Source organism: Arthrobacter sp. P2b (assembly GCF_900168295.1).
In the GTDB taxonomy this organism is placed as follows: Bacteria; Actinomycetota; Actinomycetes; order Actinomycetales; family Micrococcaceae; genus Arthrobacter.
The window spans coordinates 1-18,259 of sequence record NZ_FVZL01000014.1 but is presented as its reverse complement, the minus strand read 5'-3'; the positions used below and the strand labels follow the sequence as shown (position 1 = coordinate 18,259).

10 protein-coding genes are annotated in these 18,259 nt (G+C 66.6%); 8 read left to right on the top strand and 2 right to left on the bottom strand.

Annotation, left to right across the window (positions count from 1 at the left end):
- Position 1 precedes the first annotated feature (1 nt).
- From cysS to B5520_RS17045, 5 genes are all read left to right on the top strand, one after another.
- Positions 2–1,459: a cysteine--tRNA ligase gene (gene cysS, locus B5520_RS17065; protein WP_079598277.1), complete on the top strand. Its 1,458-nt coding sequence runs from the start codon at positions 2–4 to the stop codon at positions 1,457–1,459.
- Between the two features lie 138 nt (positions 1,460–1,597).
- Positions 1,598–2,587 carry a 23S rRNA (guanosine(2251)-2'-O)-methyltransferase RlmB gene (gene rlmB, locus B5520_RS17060; protein WP_079598276.1) on the top strand — a complete coding sequence of 330 codons (990 nt, stop codon included), beginning with the start codon at positions 1,598–1,600 and terminating at the stop codon, positions 2,585–2,587.
- An 87-nt stretch (positions 2,588–2,674) separates the two neighbouring features.
- The gene (gene glgX / locus B5520_RS17055) at positions 2,675–4,795 is read left to right on the top strand and encodes a glycogen debranching protein GlgX (RefSeq protein WP_079598275.1); all 2,121 of its coding nucleotides are present in this window, start codon (positions 2,675–2,677) and stop codon (positions 4,793–4,795) included.
- Positions 4,796–4,809: 14 nt separating this feature from the next.
- Positions 4,810–5,298, top strand: coding sequence for a ribonuclease domain-containing protein (locus B5520_RS17050; protein WP_079598274.1), 489 nt, complete (start codon positions 4,810–4,812; stop codon positions 5,296–5,298).
- An 8-nt stretch (positions 5,299–5,306) separates the two neighbouring features.
- Positions 5,307–5,663: a barstar family protein gene (locus tag B5520_RS17045; protein WP_079598273.1), complete on the top strand. Its 357-nt coding sequence runs from the start codon at positions 5,307–5,309 to the stop codon at positions 5,661–5,663.
- A 3-nt stretch (positions 5,664–5,666) separates the two neighbouring features.
- On the opposite strand, the gene B5520_RS17040 is transcribed toward B5520_RS17045, so the two are convergent.
- Together B5520_RS17040 and glgP are read right to left on the bottom strand one after the other, a co-directional pair.
- Positions 5,667–7,454 (bottom strand): thiamine pyrophosphate-requiring protein, encoded by a 1,788-nt coding sequence (locus tag B5520_RS17040; RefSeq protein WP_079598272.1) that lies wholly within the window; start codon positions 7,452–7,454, stop codon positions 5,667–5,669.
- 46 nt (positions 7,455–7,500) lie between these two features.
- A complete protein-coding gene (gene glgP / locus B5520_RS17035) occupies positions 7,501–10,119 on the bottom strand; it encodes an alpha-glucan family phosphorylase (protein WP_181039495.1) in 2,619 nt (872 codons plus the stop codon).
- A 191-nt stretch (positions 10,120–10,310) separates the two neighbouring features.
- Between glgP and B5520_RS17030 the strand changes: the two genes are divergently transcribed.
- Genes B5520_RS17030 through B5520_RS17020 form a run of 3 tightly spaced genes read left to right on the top strand, consistent with a single transcriptional unit; the run spans position 10,311 to position 17,879 of the window.
- On the top strand, positions 10,311–12,353 hold the full coding sequence (locus tag B5520_RS17030) for an alpha-1,4-glucan--maltose-1-phosphate maltosyltransferase (protein WP_079598271.1): 2,043 nt from the start codon (positions 10,311–10,313) through the stop codon (positions 12,351–12,353).
- Positions 12,350–14,146, top strand: coding sequence for a maltose alpha-D-glucosyltransferase (treS, locus tag B5520_RS17025; RefSeq protein ID WP_079598270.1), 1,797 nt, complete (start codon positions 12,350–12,352; stop codon positions 14,144–14,146). The genes B5520_RS17030 and treS overlap by 4 nt, the downstream gene beginning before the upstream one ends.
- A gap of 1 nt (position 14,147) precedes the next feature.
- Entirely contained in the window at positions 14,148–17,879 is a 3,732-nt protein-coding gene (locus B5520_RS17020) for a 1,4-alpha-glucan branching enzyme (protein WP_079598269.1), read from the top strand.
- The last annotated feature ends 380 nt before the right edge of the window (positions 17,880–18,259 follow it).

The window sequence follows — 18,259 nt, the reverse complement described above, 5'->3', positions numbered from 1 at the left end:
GGTGACCCTGCGCTTCTATGACACTGCCTCCGCCGAAGTCCGCGACTTCGTCCCCCTCGTCGCCGGAAGGGCCAGCCTCTACTACTGCGGGGCAACGGTGCAGGGCATGCCCCACGTGGGCCACATCCGCTCCGCCATCGCCTTCGACCAGCTGACCCGCTGGCTGGAGTACCGCGGCCACCGGGTCACGGTGGTCCGCAACGTCACCGACATCGACGACAAGATCCTGGCGAAGTCGGCCGAGTCCTTCAGCCCGGATTTCAGCGGCGGCCCCGGTGACGTGGCAGCCGAGGAATGGTGGGCGCTGGCGTACCGCTTTGAGCAGGAGTTCCTCAAGGCCTACGACACCCTGGGCGTCTCACGCCCCACATACGAACCGCGCGCCACCGGGCACATCCCGGAAATGCACACCCTGATCCGGCAGCTGATCGACCGGGGCCATGCCTACCCCGCCCTCGATGACTCAGGCGACGTCTACTTCGACGTGCGCTCCTGGAGCAAGTACGGAGCCCTGACCCGGCAGAACATCGACGACATGCAGGCAGCCCCCGACGCCGATCCCCGCGGGAAGAAGGACCCCCGCGACTTCGCCCTGTGGAAGGGTTCCAAGGAGGGCGAGCCGGCTACCGCCAGCTGGGCTTCCCCGTGGGGTGCCGGGCGTCCGGGGTGGCACCTTGAGTGCTCGGCCATGGTCACCAAATACCTCGGCACGGAGTTCGACATCCATGGCGGCGGGCTGGACCTGCGGTTCCCGCACCACGAAAACGAAATGGCGCAGTCCCAGGCGGCAGGCCACCCGTTCGCCAACTTCTGGATGCACAACGGCATGGTGACCTACGAGGGCGAGAAGATGTCCAAGTCCATCGGCAACACCATCAGCCCTGCCGAGATGCTCGAACTGGCCTCCCCGCGGGTGGTCCGCTACTACCTCGGCCAGGCACACTACCGCTCAGTGCTGGACTACCGGCCAACGTCGCTGCAGGAGGCCGCCGCCGCCGTCGAACGCGTTGAAGGGTTCATCAACCGCGCCGTCCGTGCCCTGGCCGCCGGCGAAACGTACGGCCTTGTCACCGACGGGAAAGTGCCGGGCCCGTTCGAGCGCGCGATGGACGATGACCTGAACGTGCCGCAGGCCCTGGCCGTGCTCCACGAAACCGTCCGGTCCGGCAATACAGCGCTGACCGAGGGACGGCTGGAGGACGCCAGGGAGGCCCTGCACCAGGTGCACGACATGCTCACGGTGCTCGGCCTGAATGACGTGGCATCCGGTCCGGCGGGTGACGCCCGCGAGGCAGCCGCCCTGGAAGTCCTGGTCCAGGCGCAACTGGCGGCCCGGGCCGAAGCGCGGGCCAACAAGGACTGGGCGGCGTCGGACGCCATCCGCGACACCCTGAAGGAGGCCGGCGTCGTGGTCGAGGACGGTCCGGACGGTGCCACCTGGAGCCTGAAGCGCGACTGAGCCCTGGTGACTGACTGCGCACCGTTGACCCGACTGGCGGCCACCACCGCGGGTGCTTTGCGACGCGGGAAGGCCGATTTTTCTTCGGTCAGTAGACTGGTAAGCAGACTCAGTCAACACAATTAAGGGTGGAACAACATGGCCAACAATGGTCGCCGATCGGTTAAAGCGAAGAAGGGCCCAACCATCGGAACCGGTGGCCATGGCCGCAAGGCCCTCGAAGGCAAGGGCCCGACGCCCAAGGCTGAGGACCGCCCCTACCACAAGGCACACAAAGCCAAGCAGCTGTCCGAGCGGTCCGCCGCCAAGCGCGGCACGGGTGCCCGCAGCGCCGGCGCAGCAAAATCCGGGCCCAAGGGACGCGCCACCGAGGAAGTCGTCACCGGCCGTAACTCCGTGGTGGAGGCGCTCCGCGCCGGCATCCCCGCCAAGGCACTGCACATCGCCATCCGGATCGAGATGGACGACCGTGTCAAGGAATCCCTGAAGCTCGCGGCTGAGCGCGGCATCCCGCTGCTGGAAACCGGCAAGCCAGAGCTTGACCGCATGACCGATGACGCCGTGCACCAGGGCCTGGTCCTGCAGATCCCGCCGTACGACTACGCCGACGCCTATGACCTGGCCGAAGAGACTGTGGACAAGTGGAAGAAGGGGCACATCGGCAACGCGCCGCTCTTCGTCGCCCTGGACGGCATCACCGATCCCCGCAACCTCGGCGCCATCATCCGCTCAGTGTCCGCCTTCAGCGGCCACGGCGTCATCGTCCCCGAGCGCCGCTCAGTAGGCGTCACCGCATCGGCCTGGAAGACCAGTGCCGGCGCAGCTGTCCGCGTCCCCGTGGCACGCGCCTCCAACCTCAACAGCGCCCTCAAGCAGTTCAAGAACATGGGCATCTTCGTCCTGGGCCTGGACGGCGACGGCGACGTCTCGCTGCCGGACCTCACGCTCGCCACGGAACCTGTGTGCATCGTGGTGGGTTCCGAAGGGAAGGGCCTGAGCCGCCTGGTCCGTGAAAACTGCGACCAGATCGTCTCCATTCCCATCGACTCCGCCATGGAATCCCTTAATGCCTCCATGGCCGTTGGCATCTCGCTCTACGAGGTCTCCCGCCAGCGCGCCACCAAGTAGTTCCCACCACCGCCACCCGCGGGCCTGCCCCGGCGCCATCGTGACGCCGGGGCTGCCCACGTGCTGCTGGCGGCTACTATTTAGGTGATGGTCATGCCGCTTTTCGACACCGCTTCCACCATGGACGCCTCAACGGCCGTTCCCCTCGGTGTCAGCGTTCCGCGCGCGGATTCCGGCGGGACCCGCCACCGGGCAGGGGGACGCGCCAACGTTGCCTGCTATGCGCCCGGTGTTCCCAGCCTGGAAATCGTCTATATCGCCCCCGGCGGGGACTGGCGCGTCCAGGCGCTGCCGAACGTCACCCATGGCGTCCACCACGGCATCGTGGAGGACCTGCCGTACGGCTCGCGGTACGGGTTCCGCCCCGCGGCCCCGGAGCAGTCGCAGTCCCTGCCCCTTGCGGTGCCCACGAAGGATGTTGACGAGGACGACGCCGGCCAGCCGCTGCTGCTTGACCCTTACGGGCGCGCCGTGGACCAGCGGGACGGCTTCCTGACCAGCGTCCGGATGGCCAGCGACTTTGACTGGGGCAGTGACGAGCGCCTGCGGCTGCAGTGGCGCAACACCATCATCTACGAGGCCCATGTGCGCGGGCAGACCATGCTCCACCCGGACGTGCCCGAGGAGCTCCGCGGCACCTACGCCGGCATGGCCCATCCTGCCATCATTGAACACCTCAAGGGCCTGGGCGTCACGTCCGTACAGCTGCTGCCGGTGCACTTCCACCTCGATGAGCCGCACCTGCAGGACCTGGGGCTGACCAACTACTGGGGGTACAACACCGCCGCCTTCTTCGCGCCCCACCCGGCCTACGCCACCCGTGCCTCGCAGCACGCGGGTCCGCAGGCCGTGCAGGACGAGTTCAAAAGCATGGTCAAGCTGCTCCACGCAGCCGGGCTGGAAGTCATCCTCGACGTCGTCTACAACCACACCGCCGAGGGCGGGCCCGACGGCAAGACCGTCAGCTTCCGCGGGCTGGGCGAGGACACCTACTACCGGACCGACGGCCACGGCAAGTATGTGGACACCACAGGCTGCGGAAACAGCCTCAACTTCGGCGAACCCCGGGTGGTCCAGATGGTCCTGGACTCCCTGCGGTACTGGGTGGACGAATTCCATATCGACGGCTTCCGCTTCGACCTGGCCGTAACACTGTGCCGGAACGGGGCCAACGAGTTCGACCCCCGGCACCCGTTCCTGGTTGCCATTGCCGCGGATCCGGTCCTGTCGGACGTAAAACTCATTGCCGAGCCGTGGGACGTGGGCTACGGCGGCTGGCAGACCGGACGCTTCCCGACCGGCTGGGTGGACTGGAACGACCACTTCCGCGACACCGTCCGCTCATTCTGGCTGGCGGACCGAGCGGCCCTCGAAGCCGGTGGCCACGGCGGGTCGGTGGCAAAACTGGCCGACGCGCTGTCCGGCTCCGCCGCACTTTTCCAGCCCTCCGGCCGCTCGCGCCTGGCTTCGGTCAACTACATCACGTCCCATGACGGTTTCACCCTGAACGACCTCGTCTCCTTTGACCGGAAACACAACGAGGACAACGGCGAGCAAAACCGGGACGGCCACGGCGACAACCGCAGTTACAACCACGGCGTGGAGGGCCCCACCGAGGACGGCGACATCCTGGCCAAGCGCGCCCAGTCCCGCCGCAACATGATGGCGTCGCTGCTGATTTCCCTCGGCGTCCCCATGATCACGGCCGGCGACGAACTGGCCCGTACCCAGCAGGGGAACAACAACGCCTACTGCCAGGACAACACCACCACCTGGGTGGACTGGACCCGGACCCCGGAATCCCACGAGATGCTGCGCAGCACCAAGCGGTACATCCGGCTGCGCAAGGAGTTCCTGGCTGCCCAGCCCCACGACTTCCCGGTGCGCGACGAACAGTCCTACCTGTACTGGTACGACCAGCACGGCCGGCCCATGTCCATGGAGCGCTGGAATGACCCGCGGCACCGCGTGATGCAGCTCCTGCTCGGCACCGACGACGGCTCCCTGGCCGGCCTGGTGGTGGTGAACGGAAGCACCTCCGACGTCCAGATCACCCTGCCCCGCGTCACTGCCGAAGGCACCGCCCCGCGCATGTTCGAACTGCGGCTGACCACCTCGCCGCTGCACGAGCTGCGGCAGGGCGGCATAGTGGCTTCGGGGGAGAAGGACCTCGTCGAGGCCAACTCCATCAGCATCTACCGCACCTAGGCAGGAACAACAGAATGCGCAACCGCCCCCTGCTGCCCCTGCTGCTGGCTGCCCTCGTGGTGCTGGCGTTGGTGGCTTTCGGCGGCTCGGGCGTGCTGGGCCAGCTGACGGAAAGTACGACGCCGGACGCCACGTCCAGCGCGACGGCAGCACCGGGGGCCGCCTCGCCGTCCGGGCCGGGCGTGCCGGCCCCGGCACCCGCGGCAAACAACCCGTCCGGTCTGCCCGCCATCCCGGAATCGGAACTTCCGGCCGAAGGGCGCAGGATCCTTGAGCTCATCCGCGCCGGCGGCCCGTACCAGTACAGCCAGGACGACCAGGTCTTCGGCAACTTCGAGCGCATCCTGCCGCGGCGCGACCGGGGGTACTACCGGGAGTACACCGTGCCCACGCCCGGAGAATCGGACCGCGGCGCCCGACGGATCGTCGCCGGCGATAACGGCGAAAAATACTACACCGATGACCATTACGAGTCGTTCACGTTCATAGCGGAAGGCAGCTAAGCACAACCATGAAGATCTACTCCGGTGATACCTGGACCCTGGAAGAACTGCAGGAGCAGGTAGCCGATGCCGGACGGCGAAGCCTGGTTGTCCCCCCGGCCGACAGCAAGAGGGCAGTCCTGGAAACCTTTGGCGAGGTCCTCAGCTTTCCCGAACATTACGGCGTGAACCTCGATGCCCTGAACGACTCACTCCACGACTTCGCGGACGCGATTACTGACAACGGCAACGCTCCGGTCACCCTCCTGTGGCAGGTTGCCGCTCCGTTCCGGGGCGACCGGACGTTCGGCGTCATCTGCGAAATCCTCCAGGACGCCGAGCAGTATGCCGGCAAGGACCTTGCTGTCACTGCCGTGCTGCTGTAAGGCTCAGGCGTCCGGACGCTCCTCCTGCGAAACGTACGTGTCGAGCAACTCCGCGGCCCTGCCGCCGTCGTCCTCTGCCGCGAGGCCCTTGCGCATGCTCTCCGCCTTCTCCTTGCCGGCCGGGAACGGCGGCAGGAGCGGAACCTCGGGATCGGTCAGCACCTCGATCACTACAGGCCGGTCCGCGGCGAACGCCTGCTCCCAGGCATCGCCGAGCTGGTCCGGGTCCTCCACCCGGATACCCTGCAGGCCCAGCAGCTCGGCGTAGCCGGCGAACGGGAAATCAGGCAGTTCCTGGCTGTCCGCGAACCGCGGCTCGCCCTCGGACTCGCGCTGCTCCCAAGTAACCTCCGTCAGCTCGCGGTTATTGAAGACGCACACCACGAACCGGGGGTCCTGCCATTGCCGCCAGCGGTGGGCCACCGTCACCAGTTCGGCAATACCCGCCATCTGCATGGCGCCGTCCCCGGCCAGTGCCACCAGCGGCCGGTCCGGATGCGCGAGCTTCGCCGCGATCCCGTAGGGGATGGAACACCCCATGCTGGCGAGGGTCCCGGAAAGGTGCGCAGGTACGCCGCGGGGCAGCACCAGCTGCCGGGCGTACCAGTAGACGCAGCTTCCGACGTCGATGCTCAGCTGGGCGTCCGCCGGGAGCCTGCCGTTGAGCTCCCGGACCACGCGTTCCGGGTTGACGGGAGTGGCGGGCACCGCGGCGCGGTCCGCGGCGAGGATGCGCCAGCGGCTGACTTCCTGCTCCACGTCTGAGCGCCACTGGCCCCGCGGGCGGTGCTCGAGCTTCCGGTCCAACGCGGCAAGGGCGGAGGCTGCATCGCCGGCCAGGCCAACCTCCACCGGGTAGCGGTTGCCGATCTTCTTCTCATCAATGTCGATCTGGACGGCGCGGGCAGCCCCGGGCGGCGGGTAGAACTCGGTCCAGGGGTCGTTCGAGCCCACAATCAGCAGGGCATCGCAGTTGCCCAGGAGGTGCGCGCTGGCGGTGGTACCCAGATGCCCCATGGTTCCCACGGCGAAGGGCAGGGTTTCGTCCACGTACGGTTTGCCCAGCAGGCTGGTGGCGATTCCGGCGCCAAGCTTTTCCGCCACGGCCACCACCTCGGCGGCGGCATGGCGGGCGCCCTGGCCAACCAGCAGCGCCACCTTCTGGGCGGAATTGAGGAGCGCAGCCGCAGCATCCAGATCCTCCTCGCGGGGAGTCCTGGCCGCCGAACTCCACGAGGGGGCGGTGACCACGATGCCGTGTTTCTGCTCAAGCTCCGGGGCCGGCGCCGACTGGATGTCATGCGGGACGATGACCACGCACGGCGATGACGTCGCCTTCGCGGTGCGGAAGGCCCGGTCCAGGACCATGGGCACCTGCTCCGGCGTGCTGACCAGCTGCACGAACTGTGAAGCGACGTCCTTGAACAGGGCGCTGAGGTCTATCTCCTGCATGTAGGCCGAGCCCAGCACGGTCCGGCTTTGCTGCCCCACGATGGCCACCACCGGGACGCCGTCCAGCTTGGCATCGTAGAGCCCGTTAAGGAGGTGGACCGCCCCGGGCCCCTGGGTGGAGGTCACCACCCCCACCCCGCCCGTGTACTTAGCGTGGCCCACGGCCATGAACGCCGCAGTCTCCTCGTGCCGGGCCTGCACGAACTCGATGCGGTCCCTGGCCCGGCGGAGCGCCCCCATGAAGCCGTTGATGCCGTCGCCGCTGTAGCCGAAGACCCGGTCGACACCCCAGCTCCCAAGCCGCTCCACAATGACATCGGCCACTGTACGTTCGGTCATACGTCCTCCTGTGTCCGTTCAGGGGAGCGGGCCGAGGCCCGCCGTGCTACGCGTTGACGATCAGCCCCAGCTCTGCCTTGGAAGCCAGCGCCGCATGCCGGGGCAGGACCCGGACGGTGTAACCGAACGTGCCCGAGCGGTCGATGACCAGTGAGCCGCTGAACAGGTGGCGTCCGCTGCCCAGGTCCTCCTTCACCTGCAGTTCCATCAGGGTAATGTCCGCCAGGGTGTCGCTTTCCTCCGCCCGGCCGTAGGCCACCTCCACGCAGACGTCCTCGGGCGAGAGGCTGTTCAGGGCCACGTAGGCGTTGACCTGCAGGATGTCACCGATCTGCGGGTCCTCGGAGACGCCCACCGAGTCCACGTGCTCCACGTGGACCTGCGGCCAGGCGGCGCGCACCTTGGCGGTCCAGGACGCCAGCGAGCGGGCCTGCGAAAAGGCGTTGGCGCTGGCGCTGCGGCCCGCTTCCGCCGCGGGGCGGTACAGGATGTTCACGTAGTCCCGGAGCATGCGCTCGGCCGAAACCGCCGGGCCCAGGTGGGACAGGGTGTGCTTGATCATGGATACCCAGTGCGTGGGCACCTTCTCGGCCTCCGACGTCGACGGCCCGGCCGCTCCGGCAGCCTCCGAGACCGTGCTGCCGTAGAACCGCGGCGCAACCTGGGTTTCGAGCAGCTCGTACAGGGCAGCCGCCTCGATGTCGTCGCGTTCCTCCGGGGAGGCGTCGTTGTTGGCGGTGGGGATCGCCCAGCCGTTCTCGCCGTCGTACATCTCATCCCACCAGCCGTCCAGGACGGACAGGTTCAGCGAGCCGTTCAGCGCCGCCTTCATGCCGGACGTGCCGCACGCCTCCAAAGGACGCAGCGGGTTGTTCAGCCAGACGTCGCAACCGGGGAACAGGGTCCTGGCCATCGCGATGTCGTAGTTGGGCAGGAACGCGATCCGGTGCCGCACCTCGGGGTCGTCGGTGAAACGGACCAGGTCCTGGATCATCTTCTTGCCCGCGTCATCGGCAGGGTGGGACTTGCCGGCGATGACCAGCTGGATGGGGTGCTCCTTGTGCAGGAGCAGTGCCTTGAGCCGCTCCGGCTCGCGCAGCATCAGGGTCAGGCGCTTGTAGGTGGGAACGCGGCGGGCGAACCCGATGGTCAGGACGTCCGGGTCAAGGACGGTGTCCGTCCAGCGCAGCTCGGCATCTGCAGCGCCGCGTTTCTTCCACGCGGCGCGCAGCCGCCTGCGGACATCCTCCACCAGTGCAGACCGCATCTCGCGGCGCAGCGCCCAGACGTCGGCGTCGCTGACGTTGTACGCCAGGTCCCAGCGGCCGTTCGCCTCCGCCTCGCTGCCGAACTGGTCGCGTGCCAGCTTGGAGATGCGGCTGTCCACCCAGGTGGGGACGTGCACGCCGTTGGTCACCGAGGTGATGGGCACCTCGGAGTGGTCGAAGCCCGGCCACAGGGCGGAGAACATGCCCCGGGACACTTCGCCGTGCAGCTTGGCCACGCCGTTGGCGCGCTGCGCGAGGCGCAGGCCCATCACGGCCATGTTGAACACGGCAGGATTCCCGTCCGCGTAGTTCTCGCGGCCCAGTTCCAGGATCCGGTCCACCGGCACGTCCGGTGCCAGCCCGGCCTGGAAGAAGTGGCTGATCTGGGAAATCTCAAAGCGGTCGATGCCGGCCGGCACAGGGGTGTGCGTGGTGAAGACGGTGGAAGCGCGGCCGGCCGCCAGGGCTTCGTCGAAGGTGAGGGCCTGGTCCCCGGACATGAGTTCCTGGATGCGCTCGATGCCAAGGAAGCCGGCGTGGCCCTCGTTGGTGTGGAACACTTCCGGTGCAGGCGAGCCTGTGAGCTGCTGGTAGGCGCGCAGGGCCTTGACCCCGCCCATGCCCAGCAGCAGTTCCTGCTGGAGCCGGTGGTCCCCGCCGCCGCCGTACAGCCGGTCGGTGACGCTGCGGGCGGCGTCGTCGTTGCCCGGAACGTTGGAGTCAAGGAGCAGCAGGGGAACGCGTCCGACGTCGGCACGCCAGATGTGTGCCAGCAGCCGGCGGCCGTTGGGCAGCGGGAGGGTGATCTGCAGGGGCCGGCCGTTGCCGTCGGGGGAGGGCTCGCGGAGCAGGGTCAGCGGCAGGCCGTCCGGGTCCAGGACGGGGTAGGTCTCCTGCTGCCAGGCGTCCCGGGACAGCGACTGCTTGAAATAGCCGGCCTGGTACAGCAGGCCGACGCCGATCAGCGGCACGCCGAGGTCCGAGGCGGCTTTCAGGTGGTCACCGGCCAGGATGCCCAGGCCGCCCGAGTACTGCGGGAGCACCTCGGTGATGCCGAACTCGGGGGAGAAGTAGGCGATGGCGGCCGGCGCGTCCGGGCCCAGGCTTTGGTACCAGCGCGGTTCCTCCAGGTACCGGTCAAGGTCATCCTCGGCAGCCCGTACCCGCTCCACCACGGACTGGTTTGCGGCGAGCCGCTGGAGTTCTTCCCGGCTGACCAGGCCCAGGAAACCGACCGGGTCCTGGCCGCTTTCTTCCCACAGGCGGGGATTGAGCCCGGCGAAGAGTTCGCGCGTGGGCCGGTGCCAGGACCAGCGCAAATTGCTCGCCAGCCGTGCCAGGGGCCGGATGGGTTCGGGGAGGACTGTACGGACCGTAAACCTGCGGATTGCCTTCACCTGCGTCACACTAACCGACAACATGGGCAGCCGGAACCAGCTTTGGGTTTCTTTTGGGTAAATGACAGGGGCATGAAGGAAATGAGGCGCGGCACAACGAATTTAGTGAGCAGGCTTAGCAATCTTCGTCATTTCTCGCTAACGTCGAGCCTGTGACGACTAACTCAGTAACCAGTGCCGCATCAACGAAAATGCCAACGGGACGCATCACCGACGGACTGCGGTTCGGACGTTTTCCGATCACTGCCGTGCAGCCCGTCGTCGAGGGTGGAAAGTTCCCCGCAAAGGCCCTGCCGGGCGAAGGAATCGTGGTAGGTGCCACCGCATTCCGGGAGGGGCACGACCAGCTGGGCGTCAGCGCCGTGCTCCTGGACCCGTCCGGCGCGGAGCGCCAGCGCGTCCGCCTCGCACCGCCCCGCGGGGAACGCGGCATGGGGACGGACCGATGGGAAGGCATCCTCACGCCGTCGGAAACGGGCAACTGGTCCTTCGTCATCGAGGCCTGGCATGACCGCTACGGCACGTGGCACCACAATGCCGAGGTGAAGGTCGCCGCCGGCATCGACGTCGAGCTGATGCTCGCCGAAGGTGCGGCGCTGCTGTCCGAAGCGGCCGACGACGACTCCCGCAGCGAGGCGGACAGGGCCACGCTGCGCTGGGTCGCCGACAGGCTGGCGGACCGGGCGCTCAGCCCGGAGGAGCGCCTCGCCGCCGGGTTCAGCAACGGGGTGACGGACATCGTGGCCCGCCAGCCCATCCGCGAACTGGTGACTGTTTCCGAAAAGTACCCCCTCCTCGTGGAGCGCGACCGCGCCGGGCGCGGCGCCTGGTACGAGTTCTTCCCCCGTTCCGAAGGCGCCGTCAAGGACCACTCCACCGGTGCCTGGACGTCCGGCAACTTCCGCACCGCGGCCCGGCGGTTGGACGCCGTGGCCGCCATGGGCTTCGACGTGATCTACATGCCGCCCATCCATCCCATCGGCGTGCAGCACCGCAAGGGACCGAACAACACCCTGGTCGCCGGCCCCAACGATCCCGGTTCACCCTGGGCCATCGGTGCCGCGGAGGGTGGCCACGACGCCATCCATCCGGACCTCGGTAGCTTCGAGGACTTTGATGCGTTCGTGGCCCGGGCCAACGAACTGGGCCTGGAAGTGGCACTGGACCTCGCGCTGCAGGCCGCCCCGGACCACCCGTGGGTGACGTCACATCCGGAATGGTTCACGACCCGGGTGGACGGCAGTATTGCCTACGCCGAAAATCCCCCGAAGAAGTACCAGGACATTTATCCGCTCAATTTCGATAATGACCCCGAAGGGCTTTCCAACGAAATTCTGCGGATTGTCCTGCTGTGGGTGAGCCATGGCGTAAAGATTTTCCGCGTGGATAACCCGCATACCAAACCGGTGTGGTTCTGGGAATGGCTGATTGCCGAAGTGAATAAAACGGAGCCAGGCGTGGTGTTCCTCGCTGAGGCGTTCACGCGCCCGGCCATGATGCACGCCCTGGGCCGCGCAGGCTTCCAGCAGTCCTACACCTACTTCACGTGGCGCAACACGAAGAAGGAGATCGAAGCCTACTTCCACGAGGTCAGCCACGAATCCCCGGCCTTCTTCCGGCCGAACTTCTTCGTCAACACCCCGGACATCCTCACCGAGTACCTCCAGTACGGCGGGCCCGCAGCCTTCAGGATCAGGGCAGTCCTGGCGTCCACCGCCAGCCCGCTGTGGGGCGTGTACGCCGGCTACGAACTCTATGAGCACGTGGCCCGGCCGGGCGCCGAGGAGTACATCGACAACGAAAAGTTTGAGTACAAGGCACGGGACTGGGACGCCGCGGCAGCATCCGGGCGCACCCTCGCACCGTTTATCACCCGGCTAAACCACCTTCGCCGCGACCACCCGGCCCTGCAGGACCTGCAGAACCTGACGGTCCACCAGAGCACGGACGACTCCACGGTGGTGTACTCCAAGCACAAGACTCTTCCTGACGGCTCGAAGGACACGCTCATCGTGGTGGTGAATGTGGATCCCCATGTCACCAAGGAATGCAGTGTTTCGCTCGACCTGGCGGCTCTTGAGCTCGACCCGCAGGACCTGACGGCCAACGGGACCTTCTACGTGGACGACCTGATTTCCGGCGAAAGTTGGGAATGGGGTGAATTCAACTACGTCCGCCTCGATCCGCATGTAGAGCCTGCACATATCCTGAGCGTGAGGAGAATGCATCAGTGAGTTTTAATCCGCAAAGTTCCGGCCAGCACTTCACTCCCAAGAGCACGTTCGAGCTCAATGCGCCAGGTCTCCAGCACGATCCGCTGTGGTACCGGAAGGCTGTGTTCTACGAGGTACTCGTACGGGCTTTCGCGGATGCCAACGGCGATGGGTCCGGAGATTTCTCCGGACTCATCGACCGGCTGGACTACCTGCAGTGGCTGGGGGTGGACTGCCTCTGGCTGCCCCCCTTCTTCCAGTCGCCGCTGCGTGACGGCGGCTACGACATCTCGGACTACAACTCCGTGCTGGACGAGTTCGGCACCATCAGCGACTTCAAGCGGCTGGTCGCGGAGGCCCACGCGCGCGGTGTGCGCGTGATCATCGACCTGCCGCTGAACCACACCTCGGACCAGCACCCGTGGTTCCAGGAGTCCCGCAAGGACCCCGACGGCCCGTTCGGCGACTTCTACGTGTGGAGCGATACGGACGAAAAGTACCAGGACGCCCGCATCATCTTCGTGGATACCGAGGAATCGAACTGGACGTTCGACCCCATCCGCCGGCAGTTCTTCTGGCACCGGTTCTTCAGCCACCAGCCGGACCTGAACTTCGAAAACCCCAAGGTGATCGAGGCGCTTTTCGATGTGGTGCGGTTCTGGCTGGACCAGGGCATCGACGGCTTCCGCGCGGACGCCATCCCCTACCTCTTCGAGGAGGAGGGGACCAACTGCGAGAACCTCCCCGCCACCCACGAGTTCCTCCGGAAGCTCCGCACCATGGTGGACGAAAACTACCCCGGCCGCGTCATCATCGCCGAGGCGAACCAGCCACCGAACGAAGTGGTGGAGTACTTCGGAACCGAGGCGGAACCGGAATGCCATATGGCGTTCCACTTCCCGATCATGCCGCGGCTGTACTACGCGCTCCGGGACCAGAAGGCCGCCCCCATCATCGAGACCATGCAGGACACTCCGGACATTCCGGAGGGCGCACAGTGGGGCACCTTCCTGCGCAACCACGATGAACTGACCCTGGAAATGGTCACGGCCGATGAGCGCGCGGCCATGCTGGGCTGGTACGCGCCCGATCCCCGGATGCGGGCCAACATCGGGATCCGCCGCCGGCTGGCGCCACTGCTGGACAACTCGCGGGCGGAAATCGAGCTGATCAACGCGCTGCTCCTGTCCCTGCCCGGCAGCCCGTTCCTGTACTACGGGGACGAGATCGGCATGGGGGACAACATCTGGCTTGAGGACCGCGACGCGGTCCGCACCCCCATGCAGTGGAACCCGGACCGGAACGCCGGCTTCTCCCATGCTGATCCGGGCAAGCTCTACCTGCCCCCGATCCAGTCGCTGGTGTACAACTACAGCATGGCGAACGTGGAGGCCGAGGCCGCCCATTCCGGTTCCCTGTTGAGGTGGACCCGGCAGATCCTTAGCGTCCGCAAAAACCACCCGGCATTCGGGCTGGGCGGGTTCAAGCATGTGGAAGCCGACCACGACGCCGTCCTTGCCTACCTTCGCGAACTGCCGGAGGGCAATGCCGCCGGTGCAGACGCCGAGACCATCCTGTGCGCCTTCAACCTCTCGCAGCACCCGGTGGCCGCCAGGCTCCGGGTTCCGGAGTATGCCGGCCGCGGACTGCGCGACGTCTTTGGCGGCCAGACGTTCCCCGGAATCAACGACGACGGCACGTTGACGCTGACCCTGGGCAGCCACGATTTCTTCTGGTTGCGCCTCCGGTCTGCGGCTTCCAATCCGTCGTCGCCCTATACCCAGGCCATGCCCATCCTGTCGATAGAGAACTGAGATGAACCAGCCCATCCTCACCCCCGCCCTGACCGCGCTCCTCAAGGAATGGCTTCCGAGGCAACGCTGGTTCCCAGTCAAGACACCGGATTTCGACATGTCCCAGGCAGGCAGCCTGGGACTGGACGATCCCTCCCGGCACGCCGCCCTGGCCGTCTTCCTGCTCAATGTCACCACCCGTGGTGCCGACGGCGGCCGGCGCACCGCCGTAGTCCAGGTCCCGCTGAGCTTCCGCCCGGCGCCCGCGGCCGGGATGGAGCGGGCCCTTGTTGGCAAGGCCGCAGGGACGGACCCGTCCCGGCCCTGGGTCTATGATGCGGTCCACGATCCCGACTTTGTCGGCGGCTGGCTGGAACTGATCCGGCAGGAGTCCAAGGCTCCCAGCGGCACGGCGATGGGCTACAAGGTGCCCGGAAGCTACCGACTGCCCACCGCACGCGGCGTGGTGAAGGTCCTGTCCGGTGAGCAGTCCAACAGTTCCGTCATCGTGGACGACGGCGAGTCGGCCGCCATCGTGAAGTTCTTCCGGGTCCTCTCCGAAGGGACAAACCCCGAAGTCGAAGTGGGTGCCGCGCTGACGTCCGCCGGGACCTCCGAAGTGCCGGCCACCCTTGGCTGGGTCCGCGGGGAATGGATGGCGCAGGGCAGGACGGCCTCCGGCGATACGGGCACCCGCCACGTCCAGGGCGAACTCGCGGTGGCCCATGAGTTCCTGGCCGGTGGCCGGGATGCCTGGCGCCTTGCCGTAGATGCCGCCCGGTCAGGGACGGACTTCACCGCCGAGGCCCGCGCCCTGGGTGCGGCCACCGCCACCGTCCACCGGCGCCTGGCCGAAGCACTCGGGCAGTCAGCCGAAAGCGAAGCCGGGAAGGTGATCGGGCCCGGAGTAGCCCAGCGCGTCCGCCAGGCATGGACGGAAGCCGGTCCCGCCGTCGGGCCCTACGACGAACCATTGAATGCACTGCTGGACGGCCTCGACGGAGTACCCGCCGGCTCGCTGCAGCGCATCCATGGCGACCTGCACCTCGGCCAGATCCTTCAGGTCCCGCAGGCCGCCGGCACGGCTGGCGGGGGCGCCCGGTGGGCCATCCTCGACTTCGAGGGCGAGCCCATGCGGCCCATCGCCGAACGGAACGTCCCCGATGTTCCCCTGCGCGACGTCGTCGGCATGCTCAGGTCCTTTGACTACGCAGCAGGGGCGGCCCAGCGCGAGCAGGAAGGTGCCCACGTGCCCGCGTCCTGGGTTGATGACTGCGCCGACGCGTTCCTCGAAGGGTACGCAGGGGTCACGCCCGGCACCGTGGACAGGAACTCGCCGCTCTTTGTGGCATTGTGGCTGGACAAGGCGCTCTACGAAGTAGTTTATGAAATGCGTAACAGGCCCGACTGGCTGGCAATACCAGTGAATGCCTCCAGGCGGCTCCTTAGCGGTAACAGCTCCGGCCACCAGGCCGGGGCAGCATCGGAAGGTAACGAAATGACAGGCTCAGCACGAACTGACCGGCCGGGAGTGCCGCTGCACGTAGATGACGGCATCCTGGGCAGGATCGCGAACGGTGAACACCACGCCCCCCACTCCGTCCTTGGTGCACACCTGGACGACTACGGCCACGTCACCATCCGCACCGTAAAGCACCTCGCGGAAGCAGTCACCGTCATCACCGCGGCTGGCGAGGTTCCCATGGAGCATGAGGCGCACGGGGTGTGGGCGGCCGTCCTGGAACCGCTCCAGCAAGGCCACGTTCCGGACTACCGCTTGTCCGTCACCTATCCCGGCGCTGAACCCGTAACGGTTGATGAACCCTACCGGTACCTGCCCACCGTGGGTGAAGTGGACCTGCACCTGATTAACGAGGGCCGGCACGAGAAGCTGTGGGAGGTCCTGGGCGCGCACGTCCAGCACTACAAATCGTCGCTGGGTGATGTGGACGGTGTTTCGTTCGCCGTGTGGGCGCCCAACGCGCAGGCCGTCCGGCTCAAGGGTGACTTCAACGGCTGGGACGGACGCGAGCACTCGCTCCGCTCCTTGGGTTCCTCGGGCGTCTGGGAAATCTTCGTCCCCGGCGTTTTGGCAGGGGCGTGCTACAAATTCGAAATCAGGACCAGGTCCGGTTACTGGGTGGAGAAAGCCGATCCCCTTGCCTTCGGCACCGAGGTTCCCCCGCTGACCGCATCCAAGGTGGTGGAACCCTCCTACGCCTTCAAGGACGACGAATGGATGGAGGCCCGCGCCCAGCGGGACCCGCACAACTCGGCCATGAGCGTGTACGAAGTGCACCTCGGATCATGGCGCCTGGGACTGGGTTACCGCGAACTGGCCAAGGAACTGGTGGACTACGTCAAGTGGCTGGGATTCACGCACGTGGAGTTCATGCCGGTCGCCGAACACCCGTTCGGCGGTTCCTGGGGCTACCAGGTCACGTCCTACTTCGCGCCGACCTCCCGGTTCGGGCACCCGGACGAATTCCGCTACCTTGTGGACACCCTGCACCAGGCGGGCATCGGCGTGCTCCTGGACTGGGTCCCCGCACACTTCCCCAAGGACTCCTGGGCTCTTGCGCAGTTCGACGGCGAAGCCCTGTACGAGCATGCCGACCCCAACCTCGGCGAGCACCCCGACTGGGGCACGCTGATCTTCGACTTCGGCCGCACCGAAGTGCGCAACTTCCTCGTGGCCAACGCGCTGTACTGGCTGGATGAGTTTCACATCGACGGACTGCGCGTGGATGCCGTCGCCTCCATGCTGTACCTCGACTACTCCCGCCAGGACGGGCAGTGGCAACCCAACCGGTTCGGCGGCCGGGAGAACCTGGAAGCCATCTCCTTCCTGCAGGAAGTCAACGCGACGGTGTACAAGACGCACCCCGGCGCGGTCATGATCGCCGAGGAATCCACGGCGTTCCCGGGCGTGACGGCACCCACCAGCCACGGCGGGCTGGGCTTCGGCCTCAAGTGGAACATGGGCTGGATGCACGACTCCCTCAAGTACGCTTCCGAGGATCCTGTAAACCGCAAGTGGCACCACGGCACCGTGACGTTCTCCATGGTCTACGCGTTCACCGAAAACTTCCTGCTGCCCATCAGCCACGATGAGGTTGTGCACGGCAAGGGCTCGATGCTCCGCAAGATGCCGGGTGACCGCTGGCAGCAGCTCGCCAACCTGCGGGCCTTCCTCGCGTACCAGTGGGCGCACCCGGGCAAGCAGCTCATCTTCATGGGCACCGAATTTGGCCAGGAAGCCGAATGGTCCGAGCAGCACGGCCTGGACTGGTGGCTTGCGGACATTCCGGCGCACAAGGGCCTGCAGCTCCTGACCAAGGACCTCAATGAGCTGTACAAGTCCACCCCGGCCCTCTACACCCGGGACAACGAGCCCGGCGGTTTCCAGTGGATCAACGGGGGAGACGCGGACCGCAACGTCCTGTCCTTCATCCGCTGGGACACCGACGGCAACCCGCTCGTGTGCGCCATCAACTTCTCGGGAGCGCCGCACGTGGGCTACACGCTGGGAGTCCCGACGGCTGGCGCCTGGACCGAAGTGCTGAACACGGACCACACCACCTACGGCGGCTCCGGCGTCCTCAATGACGGTGAGCTCAAGGCCTCGGGTGAGGGCCAGGACGGGCAGCCGGCCACGTTGACCGTCACATTGCCGCCGCTGGGTGCTTCCTACTTCAAGCCGGGGGCAGCCAAGCCGTCGGCAGCCAAGCCAGGAGCAGCCGGAACGGCCTAGATTGTTTGGACCCTTTGGAGGAGCCCGGGATCCGCGTGATTCCGGGCTTTTTCATGCCCAGCCGCTGGCGGCGGGGGAGGGCCTGCCGGGTGGAGTTGGCCTTCCCGGGCAAGTGGTGGTAGAGTTTATTTCCGCGCTGCTCCACGGAGTCAGGCGGAAAAACCGACCACAACGCCTCAGGGTGAAGATGGTTGCGGGACGCCGGTTTGACAAGTTGGAAGCCAGCCGGTAACTTTGGAAAGTTGCTCCGGAGCGAGCCGCGACTGAGGTTGTGGTGGTGCCGGGTGTGTCTGTTGTTTGAGAACTCAATAGTGTGCCAAGTTTGTTGATACCGATTTGTTTTTATGGATTGGTTGAATTTGCCGGGCCTGCCGCCCCTG